The 19,903-nt window shown below is 68.4% G+C and carries 19 protein-coding genes; 10 read left to right on the top strand and 9 right to left on the bottom strand.

Features of this window, described 5'->3' with window-relative positions:
- Window positions 1–42: 42 nt before the first annotated feature.
- Window positions 43–1,656, top strand: a complete 1,614-nt coding sequence (gene purH, locus U5918_RS04570) for a bifunctional phosphoribosylaminoimidazolecarboxamide formyltransferase/IMP cyclohydrolase (protein ID WP_335999812.1) — start codon at window positions 43–45, stop codon at window positions 1,654–1,656.
- Window positions 1,657–1,738: 82 nt separating this feature from the next.
- Window positions 1,739–2,062 carry a DUF5789 family protein gene (locus tag U5918_RS04565; protein WP_335999810.1) on the top strand — a complete coding sequence of 108 codons (324 nt, stop codon included), beginning with the start codon at window positions 1,739–1,741 and terminating at the stop codon, window positions 2,060–2,062.
- Between the two features lie 83 nt (window positions 2,063–2,145).
- Here the strand turns inward: U5918_RS04565 and U5918_RS04560 are convergent, their stop codons facing one another.
- Entirely contained in the window at window positions 2,146–3,351 is a 1,206-nt protein-coding gene (locus tag U5918_RS04560; protein WP_335999809.1) for an acyl-CoA dehydrogenase family protein, read from the bottom strand.
- A gap of 163 nt (window positions 3,352–3,514) precedes the next feature.
- Here U5918_RS04560 and U5918_RS04555 point away from each other — a divergent pair, with 163 nt between their 5' ends.
- Window positions 3,515–4,180, top strand: coding sequence for a hypothetical protein (locus U5918_RS04555; RefSeq protein WP_335999808.1), 666 nt, complete (start codon window positions 3,515–3,517; stop codon window positions 4,178–4,180).
- 82 nt (window positions 4,181–4,262) lie between these two features.
- Here U5918_RS04555 and U5918_RS04550 read toward each other — a convergent pair whose 3' ends face one another.
- The 5 genes from U5918_RS04550 to U5918_RS04530 form a co-directional block, all read right to left on the bottom strand.
- Window positions 4,263–4,826, bottom strand: coding sequence for an SCP2 sterol-binding domain-containing protein (locus U5918_RS04550; RefSeq protein ID WP_335999807.1), 564 nt, complete (start codon window positions 4,824–4,826; stop codon window positions 4,263–4,265).
- A gap of 210 nt (window positions 4,827–5,036) precedes the next feature.
- Complete coding sequence (locus tag U5918_RS04545) at window positions 5,037–5,768, bottom strand: SCP2 sterol-binding domain-containing protein (protein WP_335999805.1); 732 nt, start codon at window positions 5,766–5,768, stop codon at window positions 5,037–5,039.
- A 195-nt stretch (window positions 5,769–5,963) separates the two neighbouring features.
- On the bottom strand, window positions 5,964–6,326 hold the full coding sequence (locus U5918_RS04540; protein WP_335999804.1) for a 2Fe-2S iron-sulfur cluster-binding protein: 363 nt from the start codon (window positions 6,324–6,326) through the stop codon (window positions 5,964–5,966).
- The gene (locus U5918_RS04535; protein WP_335999802.1) at window positions 6,323–6,583 is read right to left on the bottom strand and encodes a hypothetical protein; all 261 of its coding nucleotides are present in this window, start codon (window positions 6,581–6,583) and stop codon (window positions 6,323–6,325) included. Before U5918_RS04535 ends, U5918_RS04540 begins: the two co-directional genes overlap by 4 nt.
- Window positions 6,584–6,585: 2 nt before the next feature.
- Window positions 6,586–7,617, bottom strand: a complete 1,032-nt coding sequence (locus tag U5918_RS04530; RefSeq protein ID WP_335999801.1) for a ribonucleotide-diphosphate reductase subunit beta — start codon at window positions 7,615–7,617, stop codon at window positions 6,586–6,588.
- A 267-nt stretch (window positions 7,618–7,884) separates the two neighbouring features.
- On the opposite strand from U5918_RS04530, the gene U5918_RS04525 reads away from it, so the two are divergent.
- The 3 genes from U5918_RS04525 to U5918_RS04515 all read left to right on the top strand — a co-directional run bounded on the left by U5918_RS04525 (window position 7,885) and on the right by U5918_RS04515 (window position 12,210).
- Entirely contained in the window at window positions 7,885–8,541 is a 657-nt protein-coding gene (locus tag U5918_RS04525; RefSeq protein ID WP_335999800.1) for a helix-turn-helix domain-containing protein, read from the top strand.
- Between the two features lie 42 nt (window positions 8,542–8,583).
- On the top strand, window positions 8,584–11,025 hold the full coding sequence (folP, locus tag U5918_RS04520; protein WP_335999799.1) for a dihydropteroate synthase: 2,442 nt from the start codon (window positions 8,584–8,586) through the stop codon (window positions 11,023–11,025).
- Window positions 11,026–11,160: 135 nt separating this feature from the next.
- Window positions 11,161–12,210 (top strand): hypothetical protein, encoded by a 1,050-nt coding sequence (locus tag U5918_RS04515; protein ID WP_335999796.1) that lies wholly within the window; start codon window positions 11,161–11,163, stop codon window positions 12,208–12,210.
- A gap of 25 nt (window positions 12,211–12,235) precedes the next feature.
- Here U5918_RS04515 and U5918_RS04510 read toward each other — a convergent pair whose 3' ends face one another.
- Complete coding sequence (locus U5918_RS04510) at window positions 12,236–13,294, bottom strand: glycosyltransferase family 4 protein (protein WP_335999794.1); 1,059 nt, start codon at window positions 13,292–13,294, stop codon at window positions 12,236–12,238.
- A gap of 116 nt (window positions 13,295–13,410) precedes the next feature.
- On the opposite strand from U5918_RS04510, the gene U5918_RS04505 reads away from it, so the two are divergent.
- The 4 genes from U5918_RS04505 to U5918_RS04490 all read left to right on the top strand — a co-directional run bounded on the left by U5918_RS04505 (window position 13,411) and on the right by U5918_RS04490 (window position 17,697).
- Window positions 13,411–15,222 carry a S9 family peptidase gene (locus U5918_RS04505; RefSeq protein WP_335999792.1) on the top strand — a complete coding sequence of 604 codons (1,812 nt, stop codon included), beginning with the start codon at window positions 13,411–13,413 and terminating at the stop codon, window positions 15,220–15,222.
- 39 nt (window positions 15,223–15,261) lie between these two features.
- Window positions 15,262–16,227, top strand: a complete 966-nt coding sequence (locus U5918_RS04500) for an ABC transporter ATP-binding protein (protein ID WP_335999791.1) — start codon at window positions 15,262–15,264, stop codon at window positions 16,225–16,227.
- Window positions 16,224–17,087 carry an ABC transporter permease subunit gene (locus U5918_RS04495; protein WP_335999789.1) on the top strand — a complete coding sequence of 288 codons (864 nt, stop codon included), beginning with the start codon at window positions 16,224–16,226 and terminating at the stop codon, window positions 17,085–17,087. The genes U5918_RS04500 and U5918_RS04495 overlap by 4 nt, the downstream gene beginning before the upstream one ends.
- A 130-nt stretch (window positions 17,088–17,217) precedes the next feature.
- Window positions 17,218–17,697 carry an NUDIX hydrolase gene (locus tag U5918_RS04490; protein ID WP_335999787.1) on the top strand — a complete coding sequence of 160 codons (480 nt, stop codon included), beginning with the start codon at window positions 17,218–17,220 and terminating at the stop codon, window positions 17,695–17,697.
- Here U5918_RS04490 and U5918_RS04485 read toward each other — a convergent pair.
- Window positions 17,690–18,745, bottom strand: coding sequence for an NAD(P)-dependent glycerol-1-phosphate dehydrogenase (locus U5918_RS04485; RefSeq protein WP_335999785.1), 1,056 nt, complete (start codon window positions 18,743–18,745; stop codon window positions 17,690–17,692). The two genes, U5918_RS04490 and U5918_RS04485, sit on opposite strands and share 8 nt — an antisense overlap.
- 73 nt (window positions 18,746–18,818) lie before the next feature.
- Window positions 18,819–19,805: an NAD-dependent epimerase/dehydratase family protein gene (locus U5918_RS04480; protein ID WP_335999784.1), complete on the bottom strand. Its 987-nt coding sequence runs from the start codon at window positions 19,803–19,805 to the stop codon at window positions 18,819–18,821.
- Window positions 19,806–19,903: the final 98 nt, after the last annotated feature.

The following is a 19,903-nucleotide window of genomic DNA, read 5'->3' as shown; positions in this document are numbered from 1 at the left end:
CGATTCGCAACGCCTTTGCGCCCGGCCCGCCCCCCTCCGCACATGAAGCTAGCGGGCATGGCCAGCAATCGCGGCCGCAATCTCCTGAACGTTCACGACCTGGCGCCCGGCGGGGCGGAACTCGCCGTCGTCCTCACGAACAGCGAGGACGCGCCGGTCGTCGAGGCGGCCACCGAACGGGACATTCCGACCGAGACCGTCGTCCGGGGCGAAAACGAGAGCCGACGCGAGCACGAAGCGCGCGTCGTCGAGGCCCTCTCGGGCTACGACGTCGACCTCGTCTGCCTCGACGGCTACATGCGCGTCCTCTCCGACACCTTCCTCGACCCGATGCCGACCACGCTGAACGTCCACCCGTCCCTGCTCCCCGCGTTCCCCGGCACGGACGCCTGGGGCGACGCGCTGGAGTACGGCGTCGACGTCGTCGGCTGTACGGTCCACGCCGTCACCAACGCCGTCGCCGAGGACGGCTCTCTCATCGAGGCGGAAGTCGACGGCGGCCCCGTCGTCACCCAGGAACCGATCCCCGTCTACGAGGGCGACGACGTCGAGACGCTCAAAGAGCGCGTCCTCTACCAGGGCGAGATGAAGGCGTACCCGCGAGCGGTGAAGTGGTTCGCCGAGGACCGCGTGGACGTCGACTGGGACGCGAACCGGGTCAGCGTCGCGGACGACGACGGCGGCCAGTTCCCGGCCCGCCGACTCACCAGCGAGGACCGCCACGCCGACCTGCGCTACGGGGAGAACCCCCACCAGGACGCGGCCCTCTATGCCGACCGCACCTGCGAGGAAGCCAGCGTCGTCGGCGCCGACCAGTTGAACGAGGGCGCGAAGGGGATGTCCTACAACAACTACAACGACACCGACGCCGCCCTCAACCTGGTCAAGGAGTTCGACGAACCGGCCTCGGCGGTCATCAAGCACACCAACCCCGCCGGCTGTGCGACGGCCGACTCGCTTGCCGAGGCGTACGCCGACGCCCTGTCGACCGACGCCAAGAGCGCCTTCGGCGGCATCGTCGCGCTCAACCGCGAGTGCGACGAGGCGACCGCCACCCAGATCGTCGACTCGTTCAAGGAGGTCGTCGTCGCCCCCGGCTACACCGACGACGCCCTCGAGACGCTCTTCGAGAAGGAGAACCTCCGCGTCCTGGACGTCGCGGACAGCTACGACGTCTCCGAACCCGTCACCGAGAAGGACCTCGTCGGCGGGACCCTCGTCCAGGAGCGTGACACGCAGGCCCCCGAGCGCGAGGACCTGGAGGTCGTCACCGACCGGGAGCCTACGGACGAGCAGATCGAGTCCATGCTGTTCGCCTGGCGGACGATCAAACACGTCAAGTCGAACGCCATCCTGTTCGCGGACGGCACCGAGACCGTGGGCGTCGGGGCCGGGCAGGTCTCCCGGGTCGACGCCGTCGAGATCGCGAAGATGAAAGCCGAGCGAGACGCCGACGGCAAATCGGCCGACGGCGCCGTGATGGCCTCGGACGCCTTCTTCCCCTTCCCGGACGGCATCGAGGCCGCCGCCGAGGCCGGCATCGAAGCCGTGATCCAGCCCGGCGGGTCGGTCAACGACGACGACGTGATCGCGGCCGCCGACGAACACGACATGGCGATGGTCTTCACCGGCAGTCGGGCGTTCCGCCACGACTGAATCGTGGCCGAGCCGCGGCCCCGGGTCGTTCCGCTTCACTTGCAGGGACAAGCGGTTTGTGACTCTGCCCGGACGTAGATCCATGTCCGACGGTGGCGCCGACCGAGAGGAGGGCGTGAACTTCGAGACCATCGACCCCGTCCTCGACGACATCGACTATCCAATCGAGATGGCGGAGTTCGTGGCCGAGTACGGCGACCAGACCATCGAACGGACGAACGCCGACCCCATCACGATACAGGAGGTGTTCGCCGGCACCGGCGAGGACACCTTCGAATCAAAGGAGGAGGTCCGCCAGAGCGTCCTGAACCTGATGCCAAGCGACGCCGTCGGCCGCGAGGGGTACTCCGACCGCGGTGGTTCCAGCCCCGATGCAACCGAGGTCGACGAGGACGAGTCGGCGTAGCACCACCTCGAATCGGGCCGGTTCCCGGATTGCCCCCAGACGGAGCGGACTGGCCCGACCGTTCGGGTTCTGTCGGCCGCCGATCAGGCGTACGCCGACAGGTCGGTCATCTCGTAGCCGACGATGAGCTTCATGATCTCCTCGGTCCCGTCGGGGATGGTCATGGTCTGGGCGTCGCGGTAGTAGCGCTCGAGCGGGTAGTCGGTCGAGAGGCCGTTACCGCCGTACAGTTCGACGCCGTGGCGGGCGGTCTCGACGGACTTGTCGCAGGCGTAGCCCTTCGCCAGCGAGGAGTACATTCTCGATTCTTCGTCGGCGTTCGAGAGCTTCTCGACGGCCTCGTGGGTCAGGAGGCGCGAGGTCTCGACGTTGGCCTTCATCTTGTAGAGGCGGTTCTGGACGAGCTGGTGCTGGGCGATGGGCTTGCCGAAGGTTTCGCGATCCGTGGTGTACTCCAGGGCGTCCTCGTAGGCGGCCTGCTGGATGCCCACGGCCATCGCGGCCATGCCGGTCCGCATGAACGAGAAGATGGCGTTCAGCGGCTTGTGGCTGAGGAACAGGTCGACCATCTCGTTCGGGAAGGGCAGCGCCTCCGCGAGGTCGCCGTGTTCGAGGATCAGGTTGCGGATGGCGTTCGAGAGCTTGTTGTCCTCGGGCACGCGCACGTCGTCGAAGAACATCTGGCCCGTCGGCGACCCCTTCCAGCCGAGTTTGTCGAGTTTGCGGGTGTCGAACGGCGAGTTCTCCTGGTCGACGATGAACATGTCCTGGGCGTCGTTCTCCTCGTCCCAGGCGACGATCATCGTCAGGTCACAGATCTGGGCGTTGCTGACCCAGGTCTTCTCGCCGTTGATGACGTACTCGTCGCCGTCTTTCCGTGCGACGGTGTTGGGCTTGCTGGAGTGGCTGCCCGATCCGGGTTCGGTGACGCCGAGCGCGCCGATGGCCTCGCCCTTCTCGAGTTTGTCGCCCAGCGCGTCGCGGGTCTCCTCGCTGGCCCAGTTGGCGAACATCGCCGGGAACGACATGTTGAGCATGACGTTCAGGCTCGGCCAGACGCGGGCGATCTCCTCGGAACCGATGACGTAGTACGAGAGGTCGCCGAAGTAGTCCTGGGCGGTCTCCTTGTCGAAGCCGATCCCCAGTTTCCGGAGGTCCCGCAGGTAGCCGACGGCCTCCTCCTTGGTCATCTCCTGTTTGTCCAGTTTCTGGACGTCCGGTGCGATCTCGGTCTCGAGGTAGTCCCGGAGCGAGTCCCGGAACATCTCGTGTGTCTTGTCGAATTCCATGGTATCGTCTCCCCCGTGGCGTCTCGACGCGCGACGCGTCGAACTGCCGGGTTAGACACTCGTTGTCGTGCAACCGCGTAATGCCTGCCCCGTCACATACGAGGGGGCTTTATACTCGCCACCCGGCCCCAAGCGTAATGCACTGGCCGTCGTATGCTCCGGCATGCAGCGACCCGACCTCCGGGGCCGCCTCCCCGACCCGCTCGCCAGCCGCCTCCCGGGCGGGGATTCCGACGCGGACGACGACCCGACCGAACCGACGATCGACGACGTGACAGTCCAGGCGAGCGACGGCGGTGATAGCGACAGCGGGAGCCGACTGCCGACGCTCCTGACCGTCGCGGGCCTCGGCCTCGCCGCTGTCGGGGTCGGGCTGCGATATCTGCAGGGTCGGGGTGACGAGTCCTCGACGGACACTCCCAGGGCCGACGCCGGGTTGCCCGGGTCGGACGAGGACGTGGCCGGTGGCACCGTCGAGATCGTCGGCGAGGCCGACGCCGAAGCCGGCGAGACCGATCCCGAAGCCGGCGAGACCGATCCCGAAGCCGGCGAATCCGCCGCCTCCGCGAGCGAATCCGAGGCGGCCGCTTCGACGGACGACACCGGTGACGTCGAGGCGGAGTCGGGGACCGCCGCGGGGACGACGATCAGAACGTTCGAGGCCGACCGGACCACCGATGCGGACGAGCAAAGGGGGACGGAGGCCGACGGCACGACGCGCGACGAGACGACGCGGGAGGGACCGCCGCGGATCGCGCCGCTGGTCGGGATGGCGGCGCTGGTCGCGATGCGACTGGTCGTCGAACGGGTGCGAAAGAGAAGCGCGTAAACCGACGTGGAGTCCCAGGTTCAGGTCGCAGATCGATCCGGGAGCGCCCGGACCGGTCGGAGAGGCGTGCCGACGTGCCCGATCAGCTCGGGACGTTGTCCGTGATCTCGCCCATGACGGAGGCGAGCTGGGTGCCCTTCTGGACCGAGCCGTCGAGCTCGTACTGCTGCTGCATGAAGCCCTGCACCGGGTCGATGCCGCCGGTGATGAGGCCCGTCAGCGTGTCGGCGGGACCCGAGAGCGTCAGGTCGGCGTCCGAGACGGTCCCGGAGCCGCCCGTGATCGTCTCCTCGCCGGCGTCCACGTCGAGGTGGCCCTCCATCGGGCAGTCGTCGGCCTCGAAGTTCGCCGTGATGTCCGCGGCGATCTGGTCTTTGATCTCGGGGTTCTCCTCGACGAGCATGTTGACGCCCGTCCAGAGCAGGTCCTGGAACTGGTCTCCCGCTTCGGGCTCGTCCTCGTAGAAGGCCGCGATGTCGATGTCGCCCATGCGGCCGATGACCTGTGCGAACAGGTCCGGGTTCTCGCTGATGAGCTCCTCTTCCTGACCCTCGATGTCGTCGAGCAGGTCCGGCAGGTCCTCCTTGAGCTGTGCTTCGTCCTTGTCGAGCGTTGCTTCGACGCGTGTGATGAGTTCGTCTGTCATAGTTTCGCCCTATCCCCACCGGCACCCTGTGGCCGATGGCTACCCATAGGTATCCCGGCTATCCCCGTAGGGGTACCCCATCGCATGTGAGGCGGCTTTATATGCGGTCGTCCGAAACGTCCGATTTGTTGCAAAACACGTGGGAAATTTACCGCTCGGTCGCGCTGATAGCGGCGATCACGTCGAAAGAAAATATCTGGTATCCGACAGTCAGAACAGGAACCGCTTGTCCAGGCCGCTGGCCACGTCGGTCATCGACAGGGCGGCGTCGGAGTACTGGAGGATCTTCTGCATGTCCCCGTCCAGTTCCAGTTTGCCGGACATGATCGCTTCGACGACGTCCAGGTCGCCGCTGACCAGGTCGACCCACTCGTCGAAGTCACCGGTCAGGACGAACCCGTAGTCGCGTTCGTCCAGGCTCCGCATGGTCGCCGTGTCGTAACAGCCCCCGTCTTCGAGGCCGATCCAGGCGTAGACGGTGCCGTCGTCGGTGACGTTCTCCTCGAGTTCGTCGAGCAGGTCGTCCATGATGTCCGGCATGACCCGGCGGAGTCCCGGCCAGACCTTCTCGGGCGCCTCCGAGACGCTCGTCTCGAGCAACTCAGCGGCTGCGCGCTCGGGCAGCGGCCCCTCGCGTGACTCGATCCCCTCGCGGACGTCCTCCGGAGCGTCCTCGAGGACGGTCTCGAGCGTGTCCTCCGGGAGCTGGGTGATCCCCTGTTCGAGGGCCTCCCACACCTCCTCGGGCAGGTCGTTCACCGTCCGCTCCTCGATCGGCAGGTTCTCCATCTCGAAGACGAAGTCCCCGTTCCAGTCGACGCCCCAACCGGCGCCGGTCTCCTCCAGCTCCTCGCTGTCGTCGAGCGCCTGTTGGTACCTGTCGAGCCATGCCGTGGTCGGGAAGTAATCGTCGAGTTCGAACTGCTGTCCCTGTGTACTCATGATATCACTCCCGTCGTGCGGTCGCGTCCCCCATCGAGCGTCCGCCAACGGATCCACCCCAACGAACACCGACCATCCCGAAAGTACTGGCCCCGTCTATCTGAGGTCGTTTAAGTCCGCTACCGCGGGGCGGCGGTTCTACGTATAAACGCCGGTCCGCCGATACGAGGATACTGAAACCCGATGCCAGCGAATCTAGAGGATGTCGCCGCCGAACAGGTCGCTCTGCGTGTCGGTCTCGACGCTGCAGTCCGATTCGGGGTAGGCGACACAGAGCAGTGCGAACCCGTCTTCCTCCTGGGAGGGGTCGAGGGCTGCGCCCTCGCTCTGGTCGATCTCGCCCTCCTGAACCGTTCCGACGCAAGAGGTGCACTGGCCCATCCGGCAGGAGTAGGGCAGTTCCAGGCCCGCCTCCTCGGCGGCGTCGAGGATGTACTGGTCCTCGTCGACGCTGAGCGTGATCTCCTCGCCCTCGTGGACGAGGTCGACCTCGTACTCGCCACCGTCGGTGGCGGGCTCGGGCGCAGCCTCGTCCGGCGTGTCTGCGCGTCCGCTCATAGTTCCTGGCGCAGCTTGTACATCTCCAATGCCTCGAGTCGGGGGTCGTTGTTGGTGTCGACGTTGTCGCTCGCCGCCGCGCCGGCGACGCCCTCGTTGTTGGCCCGGCCGGTGCCGGAGTCGAGGATGTAGGCCACCTCTTCCTGGAGTTTCTCGGGCGTCATGCCGAGTTCCTCGGCCGCTTCCTCGACTGCCTCTTCGATCTCCTCGTCCGACGCCGTGAAGTCCGCCCCTTCGATGTCTGTGAGTGCCGTCATGATCAGTCACCCGCCATCTTCTGCGAGTAGATGTGGTCGTATTTCTCGATGACCGCTTCGTAGTCGCTGCCCTGTGCCTCCTCCATCGCGTCGGCGGAGGCGCTCATGAACTCGTTCGCGCTCCCGGCGTCCAGGTCGAGCGTGTCGAACATCATGTCGCCGGCCAGGCGCGCACCGCGGTTGACCAGTTCGGAGAAGTCCACGTTGAGCGGGTCACCCACCGACTCGGTGATGAAGTACGCCGTGTCGGTGATGTAGCCGATGTCCTCGATGGCCTGCTCCCAGATGGCGTTCTCGACGCCCTGGTACTCCGGGATCCCCTCTCGCTCCTTCTCGATGAGTTCGTTCAGCACTTCGAGGCCGAAGGTAATGTGTCGGCCTTCGTCGGTGCTGATGAACTGGAAGCCCTTGTTGAGCAGCGTCAGCGGCGCTTCCTGCATCATCCGGTTCTTGGCGAAGTACCCACCGCGGGCGAGGATGCCCTCGACGCCGATGTGGTAGTTCGTCGCCGCACGCGCGATGTCGGTCGGGTCGCCGCCGTCGGCGGCCTGTGCCTGGAGCGTCCCCTGGCGCTCGAACATCTTCCCGGCCCCGCAGGCCTCGGTCCGCGGGATCTGGATGCCCCCGCGGCGCGTATCGAGTTCGTACTGCGGGAACTTGTCGACCATCACGTTCGTCAGGTACAGGTCGAAAAACTGCGTGTGCTTTGCCTCCTCCAGCGCCAGCGCGGAGGCGAACATCTCCTTCTCGATGGACCGGTCGAACCACGGCGAGGACACCGTCTTCATGATGCGACGCGCGTCCTGTGCCACCGCGTGTTCGCCGTCGATGAAGTACGAAATGAGCCGCGCCCACTGCTCTTTCTCGTCGTCCTCGAGCGAGTTCCAGACTTCACGGTCCCCCTCGAAGCCGACCTTGTGCATCAGCTTCTCCGCGTCCCAGGTCCCCAACTCGACGGACTTCTGATACAACTCGTAGTACGTATTGTCGGTGTCGATCCGCCCCGCCTTGATTTGATCGGTACTGGCGTCCATACCCGTGTCACCGTACGACAGACGCATCCATACATATACCCCCGATAATGTGGGGATATTTTTAAGCAGCGGGGAAATGGCGGATGCAGCCGTTGAGAACCCGATACGTCCGGCCGTGCTGATAAGTGTCACGGGACGGGATCGCCACGTGCCGGCGAGTCTTTCATCATCGAACGGGAGAGTAAGCGCCCCTGTCGCCCGGTACCGGGCCACTCACCTCACATCACGGGCGAACCCCTTTTGTCCTCCTGGTTAGAACTGACGCCCATGCGGGAGTTCAATATCGTCCTCCGTGCGGAGGACGGCACGTACAACCCGCTCGACGAGGCCATCGTCGAGCACCCTGAGTTGTCCCGCGAGGCCGCGCTACATTTCGACCTGATGCCGGACGGGACGAGCGTCCTGCTCTACCACATCGACGGCGACGCCGAGGACCTCGAGGCCATCCTCGCCGCGGAAGACAGTGCGCTCTCCTACGACGTGTTCGAGGTCGAGGGGGACGGCCTCCGCGCGCACGTCCGCTTCGCGGCGAACACGGTCCTGTCGGCGATGATCCAGTTGATGGACGAGTACGACCTGATCGTCGACCCGCCCGTCGATATCGACGACGAGGGCGGGCTCCACATGCAGGTCGCGGGCGAGTTCAAGAAGATCAGGGAGGCCGCCCAGATGCGGCCCGGGCAGCTCGATATCGAACTCGAAGAGGACGACTCGGGGGGCGTCGACCGCGTCGACGTCACGACCATGCTGACAGAGCGCCAGCTCGAAGTGCTCGAGGTCGCCCTCGAGAAGGGGTACTACGAGATTCCCCGCCAGGCGACCAACGAGGACATCGCCGCGGACCTGGACTGCTCGACCAGCACCGTCGGCGAACACCTCCGGAAGATCGAATCGCGCATCATCTCCCAGGTCGGCCCGGACTGAGAGTCCGACAGTCTAAAGCGCGCTGCAGCGCTCGGTCGCCGTATGGAGTTCCACGACGCGGCGAACTTCTTATTCGACCTCCGGCGGTATCCGCCGCGGCCCGGTATCGCGGCCACGCGGGACTTTCTCGCCCACCTCGACGACCCCCAGGAGTCGGTCCGGGCGATCCAGGTCGCCGGCTCCAACGGGAAGGGCAGCACGGCGCGGATGACCGAACGCGTCCTCCGTGAGGCCGGCCTCGACGTCGGCATCTACACCTCTCCGCACCTCGACGACGTCCGCGAACGCGTCCGGATCGACGGCCACAAACTCACCGAATCAGCCCTGGTCGAGTTCGTCGAGACGGTCGAACCGTACGTCACCGAGCGCGCGGCCGACGGCGAGGCGCCCACCTTCTTCGAGACGCTGACGGTCCTCGCGCTCTGGGCCTTCGACCGCGCCGACGTCGACGTCGCCGTCCTCGAGGTCGGCATCGGCGGCGAACACGACGCCACGAGCGTCGTCGACCCCGTCGCCAGCGCGGTCACCACCGTCACCCTCGAACACACCGACCTGCTGGGCGACACCGTCGCCGAGATCGCGCGCGACAAGGCTCACGTCGCGCCCGCCGACGGGCCACTCGTGACGGGGGCGACCGGGGACGCCCGCGCGGCGGCCCGCGACGTCGCTGGCGACCTGCTGACCGTCGGCACCGACTCGGCCGAGGACTGTACCGTCGCCTACGGCGGCCGCGAGGGGCTGGAAGCCGCTGTTTCCCTCGAAGGCGACGACTGGGCCGTCGAGACCAACCTCCCCTTGCTGGGCGAACATCAGGCCCGCAACGCTGGCGTCGCCGCCGAACTGGCCCGGCAGGTCACCGACGTCGCGCCCGCGGATATCGCCCGGGGCCTGCGCAACGCCCACTGGCCGGGCCGCTTCGAGGTGATGGGACGGGACCCCCTCGTGGTGCTCGACGGCGCGCACAACCCCGGCGGCTGCGCGGCCGTCGCCGAGACCCTCGACTCCTTCGACTACGACGACCTCCACCTCGTCGTCGGCGCGATGAGCGACAAGGACCACCGCGGGATCGCCGCGGCGCTCCCCGAGCCCGACCGCGTGATCGCCTGCGAACCGGATCTCGACCGGGCCGAGGCCGACGACGTACTCGCGCGCGCGTTCGAGTCCGAGACCGACGCGACCGTCGAGACCCGCAGCGACGTGGCCGGTGCCTTCGAGACGGCCCGGAACGCGGCCGGCCCCGACGACTGCGTGCTCGTCACAGGCTCGCTCTACTGCGTCGCCGAGGCCCGGACCGCCTGGACGCGGCCGAAGATCCCGAAACGCGTCGACTCCGTGGCCGAGGCCCGCGAGGCGCTCGACCGCGCACACGTCACCGACGCCGGCGCCTGGCGGATGGGCGGGAAGGGCGTCCACCGCGTCCTGCAGACCCGCGTCCAGCCCCGACAGGCCCGGTACCTGAAGGAGGAACTGCTCTCGCTGGGCGGGGAGTGCGCCGTCTCCGGACTGGCAGACCAGGACCGCGAACTCGTCGACGTCGTCGCGATGGGGACGCTGGCGCAGTTCAAGCGCCTCGTCGCCAAACTCGACGACCAGCCCTACGGCCTCTCGCCGCTGGCCGACGAACTCCGGACGGCCCTGGAGATCGAAGGTCACGGGCCGGAGTCGCGGGGCTACCCCTGGGAGGACGGCACGGCCGTCATGGGCATCCTCAACGTCACGCCCGACAGCTTCCACGACGGCGGGGAGTTCGACGGGAGCGACGAGGCCGTCGCCCGCGCCGAGGAGATGGTCGCCGCCGGCGCAGACATCGTCGACGTCGGTGGGGAGTCGACCCGCCCCGGTGCGGACCCGGTCCCCGCCCAGGCCGAGATCGACCGGATCGTTCCGGTGATCGAGCGGATCGCCGATCTCGACGCGATGATCGCCGTCGACACCCGGAAGGCCGACGTCGCCCGGGCGGCCCTGGACGCGGGCGCGGACCTCCTCAACGACGTCTCGGGCCTCGACGATCCGGAGATGCGCCTGGTCGCGGCAGCGCACGACGTCCCCGTCGTCGTGATGCACAGCCTGGACGCGCCGGTCGACCCTGCCACCGAGCGAGAGTACGACGACGTGGTCGCGGACGTGCTCGACGAACTGACCGAGCGAATCCTGCTGGCCGAGAAGGCCGGTCTGGACCGGGAACAGATCGTCGTCGACCCCGGACTTGGGTTCGGCAAGTCCCCCGCGGAGGACTTCGAACTGCTGGGCCGGATCGACGAGTTCCGGGGCCTGGGCTGTCCGATCCTGGTCGGTCACTCTCACAAGTCGCTGTTCGGGCAGATCGGTCGCGGGCCCGACGAACGCGGCGCAGCGACCGTGGCGGGGACGGCCCTGGCCGCCGAGCGCGGGGCCGATATCGTCCGGGTCCACGACGTGCGGGAGAACGTGGCCGCCGTCCGGACCGTCGCGGCGGCCGACGACCACGACCCCACCGGGGAGTGAGCGCTGGGCGGTCCGCCGCCCCGCGACGAGCGGTGGATCGCCGGCCTGCTCCACGCCCCTGCGCCCCGTTCCGCCTTTTCGACTCGCGTTTTCGGCCGTGCTACTTTAACAGGTCCGCTGGACGACACGAACGAGATGCAGCGGAGCGACGCGACCGAGATCTGGCTCGACCGGTTCGCCCGCCGGCTCGGCTGCGGGTGGCTCGCCGACCGACTCCCGGGGGACCTGCCGCCGTCGTACGTCTACGCGATCGTGACGGTCGGCCTCCTCTCGATCGCCCACACGACCTGGAAGTACTTCGCCGGCTATCCGATGACCTACGTCAGGAACCCCTACATGCTCGCTCAGCCGGTCGTGCTGTTCGCGGCGGTGTACGGGTCCCGGCGGCTCACCATGCGCGCCCGCCGCGCGCTGGACGAGATGGCGGTCGCCGAACGCGCGTCCGACCCGGACGCACTGTACGACGTGGTCCCCGAGTGGCTGCCGTGGCTGTTCTTCGTGGTCGGTGCGGTGTTCGGCCTCGTTCGCGCCGTCGTCGCCGTCGGGCTCCCGACGATCGTCGAGACCACGGGGTATCCGGGGCTGGTCGCCTGGCTGGTGATCAACCCGTTCGTCTTCACGCCCATCGGCGCGCAGTTCCTGGCCGTCTACCTGTCCGTCGAGGTCCGCCTGCCCTGGCGGCTCTCGCGCTCGGACGTCGGCATCGACTTCCTGGACCCCGAGGGACTGGGCGGGCTCAGGCCCGTCGGCGAACTGGTCAAACACGCCTACTACTACCTCGCGGTCGGCCTCGTCGCGTTCGCGCTCGTCCTCTACTCGCCGTTCGTCGACACGCCGCTCTACGGCGCGACGGCGTTCACCGGCGCGGTGTTCACCGCGGCCTGGGTCGTGACGATCGCCAGCGTCGCCTTCGCCGTCCTCGTCCTCCACCGGTTCATGCACCGGGAGAAACGCGCCGAGTTGCGCCGGCTCACGGCGTTGGTGAACGACAGTGTCGAGGACCGGTGGGACGTCGCGGCGTTCTCGATCCCGGACGAGCGCCGCGAGGAGGTCGAACGTCTCCGCCACCGGATGGACATGGTCAGCGCCACGAACGAGTACCCCGCCACGTTCAACATCTGGTCGCAACTGCTGCTCAGCATCGCCATCCCGAAGGCCGTCCAGTTGCTGCTGGCGGGTCTCTGACTCCCGTCGCGGCCTCCCCGCTCCCTCAGAACAGCCCCTGTGCTTCGCGCAGGTCCCGATAGCACTCGAGGTAGCGCTCCAGGACCTCCTCGTGATCGAACCGGTCCATCGCGGGGTCCCGGTCCAGGCGCTCCATCCCCGCGGCCTCCTGGATCGCCGCGGTCAGTTCCTCGTCGTCGGTGACGCGGAAACTCCGGCGGTAGGTCTCGATGAGTTCGTGGGCGCTCGAGTCGGCCTGGTACTCGACGATGCCGATGCAGCCACAGGCCAGCGCCCACAGTAGCTCGGTCGCGAAGTTCTCCCGGAAGGCGGTGTGGACGAACGTGTGCGCACCGCGGTAGAGCGCCACCCGCTCCTCGCGGTCGAGGTTCCCGGCGAAGGTCACCCGGTCGTCGATGCGGAGGTCTTCGGCCTGCTCCTCGGCGGCCGCGCGCCGTGGGCCGTCGCCGACGATGGTCGCCGACCAGTCTCGGCCCCGAAGTTCCGCCAGCGCGAGCAAAAGCGTCTGGACGTTCGCGTCGGCGTCCAGTTCGCGCGCGTAGACGATGTCCGCGTCGTCGACGGGTTCGGTGTCGTCGATCAGCGACGCGTCGATGCTCTCGGGGACGACCCGGGTGTTCTCGCCGGTCGCGCCCAGCTCGCGGACGGTCGTCCTTACCAACTCGGAGGGGGTGATCACGGCGTCCGGCGCTCGCGCGGCGTAGGACGTCACTCGCGAGTCGCCGAGGTCCTCGTCGCCGAACCACTCGACCACGAGCGGGGCGCGGGACGGGACCGAGGCGAGTTTCGCTGCCGCGACGGCGGTCGGCGGTTCGGGGACTGCGTGGATCACGTCCGGCCGGTCCAGCGCGACGACCCACGGAATTCGCGTCGCGAAGGCAGCGCTATCGGGCGTCAGCGTGACCCCACAGTAGGTGATGCCCTCGTGTTCGATCCGCTCCTCGTAGCCGTCCCACCACTGGGCGCAGTAGACGCGGACGTCGTGTCCGCGAGCGTCGAGGTTCGTCGCGATCCGGTGGAGGCGTTCTCGGCCCTCCGTGGGCTCGTGGAACACCGTCCGCTCCGACACGAAGGCGACCCGCATAGGCAGGCTGACACAGCCACCGCTCAAAAATCCCTGTCCTTCGTCCGACGCTGATTCGGGCCCGTCGGGAGGGCGGCTCACATAAAACGTAAAGCCCGCCCCGCCGACCGACGGACATGCACGACCTGGAGCGGTACCTCAACGTCCGCAGCGCCTACGGCGCGTCGAACGGGCCCGAGGGGACCGTCGCCTTCCTGATGGACGCGACCGGGACGCCGCAGATCTGGACGCTCGATGAACCGGGCGCCTGGCCCGAGCAACGCACCTTCTACGACGAACGAGTCACCTTCTGCACGTGGTCGCCCGAGCGCCGCGAACTCGCCTTCGGCATGGACGAGGGCGGCGACGAGTTCACCCAGCTGTTCCGCCTCGACGCCGAAGACGGGACGATCCACCCGCTCACCGCGACCCCCGACGCCATCCACTACTGGGGCGGCTGGTCCCACGACGGCGACCGGATCGCCTTCGCCGCCAACCGCCGCGACGAGTCCGTCTTCGACGTCTACGTGCAATCGCGGACCGAGCAGGGCGAGGACGCCCGGCTGGTCCACGAGGGCGACGGCTGGCTCGCGCTGGCGGGCTGGAGCCCCGACGACGACCGCCTGCTGGTCACCGAACACGCCTCCTCCTTCGACAAGGACCTCTACGTCCTCGATCTGGATTCGGGCGACCTGGAGCACGTCACGCCCCACGAGGGCGACGTGCGCTACAACAGCCCAGCGTGGGGGCCCGAAGGCGATGCGATCTACTGCTGTACCGACCGGGACAGCGACACCCTCAGACTCGAGCGGCTCGACCTGGACACCCTCGACTTCTCGGTCGTCGAATCCGGCGGTGAGTGGAACGTCGACGGGATTGCCCTCGACGACGATACCGGCCGGTTCGCCTTCTCCCGGAACGTCGACGGCTACACCGATCTGACGGTGGGCGAACTCACGGGACCGACCGAGTACGAGACCCGGCCCGCGCCGACCCTCCCGGGGGGAATCGCCGGCGGGGTCAGCTTCGACCCCGACGCGGAGCGCTTCGCCCTCTCGGCGTCGAGCCGCTCGGTCAACACGAACGTCTACGTGAGCGAATTCGAGACGGGCGAGACCGGGCGCTGGACGGAAGCGTCGACCGCGGGCATCCCCCGCGACTCGTTCCGCGAACCGGAACTGGTCCACTACGAGACCTTCGACGGCCGGGAGATTCCGGCCTATTTCACGTTGCCCGAAGCGGGAACCGCCGACTCGGCCGACGGCGACGCCCTCCCGGTCATCGTCGACGTCCACGGCGGGCCGGAGAGCCAGCGCCGGCCCTCCTTCTCGGGGCTCACGCAGTACTTCCTCTCGCGGGGCTACGCGGTCTTCGAGCCCAACGTCCGCGGATCGACGGGCTACGGGAAGGCCTACACCCACCTCGACGACGTCGAGAAGCGGATGGACTCGGTGCGGGACCTCCGGGCGGGGGTCGACTGGCTCACCGACCGCCCGGACGTCGACCCGGACCGGATCGTCGCCAAGGGCGGCTCCTACGGCGGCTTCATGGTGCTCGCTGCGCTGACGGAGTACCCCGACCTGTGGGCTGCCGGCGTCGACGTGGTCGGCATCGCCAGTTTCGTCACCTTCCTCGAGAACACCGGTGCGTGGCGGCGCGAACACCGCGAGGCCGAGTACGGCTCCCTCGCCGAGGACCGGGAGTTCCTGGAGTCGATCAGCCCCTTGAACCGGGCCGACCGGATCGAGGCGCCGCTGTTCGTCCTCCACGGGGCGAACGACCCGCGGGTACCGGTCGGCGAGGCCGAACAGATCGCGGACGCCGTCGCGGACCGGGGCGTCCCGGTCGAGAAGCTGATCTTCGAGGACGAGGGACACGGCATCTCGAAACTGGAGAACAAGATCGAGGCCTACACCGCCGTCGTCGACTTCCTCGACGAACACGTCTAGAGCGCAACGTTTGTAGTCCGGGACGGTGACCCGGGAACGATGGCAGCCATCGAGACGACCGGCCTGACGCGGCGCTTCGGCGACGTGGTCGCCGTCGATGACGTGCACCTGACGGTCGCAGAGGGGGAGGCCTTCGGCTTTCTCGGGCCCAACGGCGCGGGGAAGTCGACGGTGATCAACATGCTGCTCGACTACACGCCGCCCACGGCGGGGGAGGCGCGAGTGTTCGGGCTGGACACGCGGCGGGAGTCGGTCGCGATCCGGGAGCGCGTTGGGGTGCTCCCGGACGGCTTCTCGCTGTACGACCGGCTCTCGGGCCGTCGGCACCTGGAGTTCGTGATCGACGCCAGGGACGCCGACGACGACCCGGACGCGCTCCTGGATCGGGTGGGACTCGACCGCGCGGCCGCGCGACGCAACGCCGGCGGCTACTCCAAGGGGATGGCCCAGCGCCTCGTCCTCGCGATGGCGCTCGTGGACGATCCCGAACTACTGATCCTCGACGAGCCCTCGACGGGGCTGGATCCCAACGGCATCCGGCTGATGCGCCGGCTCATCCGCGAGGAGGTCGACCGGGGCACGACCGTCTTCTTCTCCAGCCACATCCTGGATCAGGTCGAGGCGGTCTGTGACCGCGTGGGGATCATGAACGAGGGCCGACTCGTCGAGGTCGCGTCGCTCGCGGACCTCCGGGAGAAGACCGGCCTGGGCTCGACGCTCGAGTTGACCGTCGACGCCGTTCCGCAGGTCTCCCTCGCGGACGTCGAGGGGGTCGGCGGCGTCACGACCGACGGGCGCACCCTCCTGATCTCCTGCACCGATCCGACGGCCAAGGCCAGGGCCATCAACCGCGTCGAGGCCGCCGGCGCGACGGTGCTGGATCTGGAGACGACGAACTCCTCGCTCGAAGAGCTGTTCGCCACGATCACCGCGTCGGGGACGGACGCGGACGAGGCGGACGGTGGAGTCGCGGAGGGGGAGGACTCCGCGGAGGCGGCGCCATGAGCGCCCGGCGGATCGGCGTCCTCGCCTGGAAGGACTTCGACGAGGCGATCCGCTCGCGGACGCTCTGGGCGTCGAGCGCGTTCCTCGGCGCGCTGCTGGGATTCGTCGTGCTCACGACGCTCATCCGGCCCGCGCTGTCCGCGCGGGAGTTGCTCTCGCTCTTCGCGGTCCCGGTCGTCTGGTTCGTCCCCATCGTCTCGCTGGTGGCGGGCTACGTCTCCGTCGTCGGCGAGCGCAAGTCGGGCAGTCTCAAACTCCTGCTGGGGGTGCCGGTCAGCCGCGCCGACGTCCTGCTCGGCAAGATCGTCGGGCGCAGCGGCGTCATCGTCGTGAGCGTCGCCGTCGGCTTCCTCGTCGCCGCGGCCCTCTCCCTCGTGGTCATGGGCTCGGTGCCGCTGGTGGGCCTCTTCGGCCTGTTCGTCGCGACCGCGGTGCTCGGGCTGGTGTACGCGAGCCTCGCCGTGAGCGTCTCCGCGCTGTCGACGACGCGTAACCGGGCGATGATCGCCGCGATCGGGCTCTACGCCCTGTTCAACCTGGTCTGGAGCGGTGTGACGCGACTCGTCGCCTCTCCCGTCACAGGTGCGTTCTCGCCGACGGGCGCCCCGGACTGGTACCTGTTCGCCCGTCTGCTCAGCCCGTCGGCGGCCTACGCCCGCCTGCTGCACGGCGTGGTCGGCGTCGACGTTCCGATCCCCGATCTGGGCATGGACGGCATCCCGGTGATGGCCCTGCTCGGGGCCCGCGAGAGCGTCCCGGTCTACCTCTCCGGGTGGGCCATGCTCCTCGTACTCGCGGCCTGGATCTGCGTCGCCGCGGCGGTGAGCTACCTGCGATTCCGCGACGCCGACCTCGGCTGACCACCGGTTCCGGTCGACTCACCGCTCGATACCGTCCGACTCCCTTCCCGCGTCAATCCCGTGTTGTGTCGTTCTGCAGGGGTCGAAAAGATGTGACGGGTTTATTCCCGGACGGTCGTTCGATTGATGCATGAACCTCGCCGGTCGCTCCCGGGACCACGTCGAGAGCCTGCTCTCGGCCCTCGACGACAGCTACGAGTCCTTCCCGGTCACCCAGACGACGGTGAGCGTGCCGTCGGAGACGTACGACCCCATCGCCCGGAAGTGGCGACAGGAGGTTGCGCGAGCGGACGTCCACGTGCGCAACGACGCCGGAGAGGTACTCGTCAGCACCGACGAAGAGGGGCCACGCGCGCCGAGCGCGATCGTCGCCGCGGGGGAGTCCCTGGAGGAAGGCGCGCGGCGAGCCGTGACCCGGTCGCTGGGCGTGGAGTGTCGACTGGACGGGCTGGCCGGGGTCACGATCGCCGGCGTCCAGCACGAGGACGACGCGGACGCGAATCCGATCTACCGGCTCCTCGTGGTGTTCACGGGCCAGCGCGTCGCAGGGACGCCGTCGCGGGCGTCGGAGTGGCGGGCCGAGCCGCCCGACAGTCAGTTGCTCATATGACGCCGGTCGCCCGCGCCGCCTCGCGGGCCGCCGGTTCGCTCACGCCGTCGCCCAGTATCGTGTAGCGGTCGCGGATGCGGTGGGCGGTCGTCAGCGCCTCGATCACCGTCTCCTCGTCGATCCCTAGCTCCGCCGCGGTCGTGGGCGCGCCGATCCCCGCCAGCGCGTTCCGGATGGACTGCCACTCGGCCTCGCCGCTGTGGAGGTACTCCGTGATGATCGAGCCGACGCCGACCTGGTGGCCGTGCAGTGCGGCGTCCGGCGCGAGCCGGTCGAGCTGGTGAGAGAAGAGGTGTTCGGCCCCGCTGGCCGGCCGCGAGGTGCCCGCGATGGACATGGCGACGCCCGAGGAGACCAGCGCCTTGACGACGACCCAGGCCGACTCCTCGAGCCCTCGCTTGACCGAGTCGGCGTTCTGGACGAGCATCTCCGCGGTCATCTGCGAGAGCGCCCCCGCGTACTCCGAGTACTCGACGTTTTTCAGCCGGTGGGCCAGCTGCCAGTCCTTGACCGCCGTGTAGTTGCTGATGATGTCTGCACAGCCCGCGGTCGTCAGCCGCCAGGGGGCCTCGGCGAGGATCTCCGTGTCGGCGACGACGGCCAGCGGCGGTTCGGCGGCGACGCTGTGGCGCGTGTCGCCCTCGGGGACCGACCCGCGGCCGCTGACGATGCCGTCGTGGCTGGCCGCCGTCGGCACCGAGACGAATCCCAGGCCCAGTTCGTCCGCGGCCATCTTCGTGATGTCGATGACCTTCCCGCCGCCGACGCCGATCAGGAAGCCCGCCTCCTCGGCGCGGGCGGTCTCGATCACCCGCTCGACCTCCTCGAAGCTGGCCTCCTCGATGGTCGTCAGGGCGGGGTCGGTCCCCTCCGCCGCGAACCCCTCGACGACGCGGTCGCCGGCCACTTCCTTCGGCGTGGGACTGGTCACCACCAGCGGCCGACCCGTGAGGTGCAACTCCGTGACGGCGTCGACCGTCTCGTCGAGGACGCCGTGCCCCACCACGACGTTCCGGGGCAGGCGAATCCACGAAGACTTCTCGAACATACTCGCACCTGTCGGCCCACGGATTAATGGTTTCCCCCTCCCGCGGTCGGGGAATCCGGGTGGCGCCCCGCACTCACAGCGTGTCGAGCACGCCCAGCACTCGCTCCTCGTCCGCCCGCGCCGGGCCGTACTCGCTGCCGTCGCGGTCGCTCTCCAGGTACTGGTCGACCGTCGCCGCGAGCGCCGCCTCGTGTGGCGTCGAGTCCCAGCCGAGCCCCGCCAGTTTGGCGGTCGAGACGAGATGGGGATAGTCGCGATAGAGCGGGAACTCGCCCGGGTCGATCTCGCCGGTCGCTAGCTCGCGCGGCCCGGCGTGGACGATCTCGACCGACTCGCCCAGTACCGTGGCGACCCCCTCGACCAGTTCGTCGAGCGTCGTCGCCCGCCGGTCCCCGACGTTGTACGCCTCGCCGGGCTCGCCGTCCTCGGCGACGATCCGGAGCGCCCGCGCCACGTCTTCGACGTAAACCCGGTGCCAGACGTTCGTCCCGTCGCCCGGGACGAGCACCCGGTCGTGCTCCGAGACGCGCTCGATCCAGTAGTCCACCCGGCCGGTGTAGTCGTGGGGACCGTAGATATTGCAGGGTCGGACGCTCATCGCGTTGCACCCCTCGGCCGCGGCGTCGAAGACCGCACGGTCGCCCTCGGCCTTTCGGGGGCCGTAACTGGCCGTCGAGTCGTCGGTGGCCTGCTCGTCGGTGCACTCACAGAGTGCAGTCTCGCCCTCGCGTTTCGGGATGGCCTCCTCGCCGTAGGCCGCTCCGCTGGAGACGTAGACGTAGGCCGCGGCGTCGTCGAAGATCCGGGTCGCCGTGCGGACCTCGCGCGGGTGGTAGGCCACGCAGTCGATCACCAGGTCCGGGTCGACGGCGCGGGCGGCCGCCGCCAGGTCGCCGTCGTCCGTTCGATCCCCCTGCACGTGTTCGACGTCCGTGTCGGCGAAGGGGTTCTCGTGGTCCCCGCGGTTGAAGATCGTCACGTCGTAACCGTGGTCGCGCAACTCGGTGACGGTGTGGCGACCGACGAACCGCGTCCCCCCGACGACCAGCGCCTGCGTCATATCCAACTCCACGACGGCCCGGGTGAAAAAGTTCGGTCCACGAACCCCATCCCGGCACCGCCGGGACCGGATTCGGTATCGGCTTTCAACACACGGCC

It is taken from the genome of Halorientalis sp. LT38, from assembly GCF_037031225.1.
Lineage (GTDB): Archaea > Halobacteriota > Halobacteria > Halobacteriales > Haloarculaceae > Halorientalis > Halorientalis halophila.
This window is presented reverse-complemented; position numbering and strand designations above follow the sequence as displayed.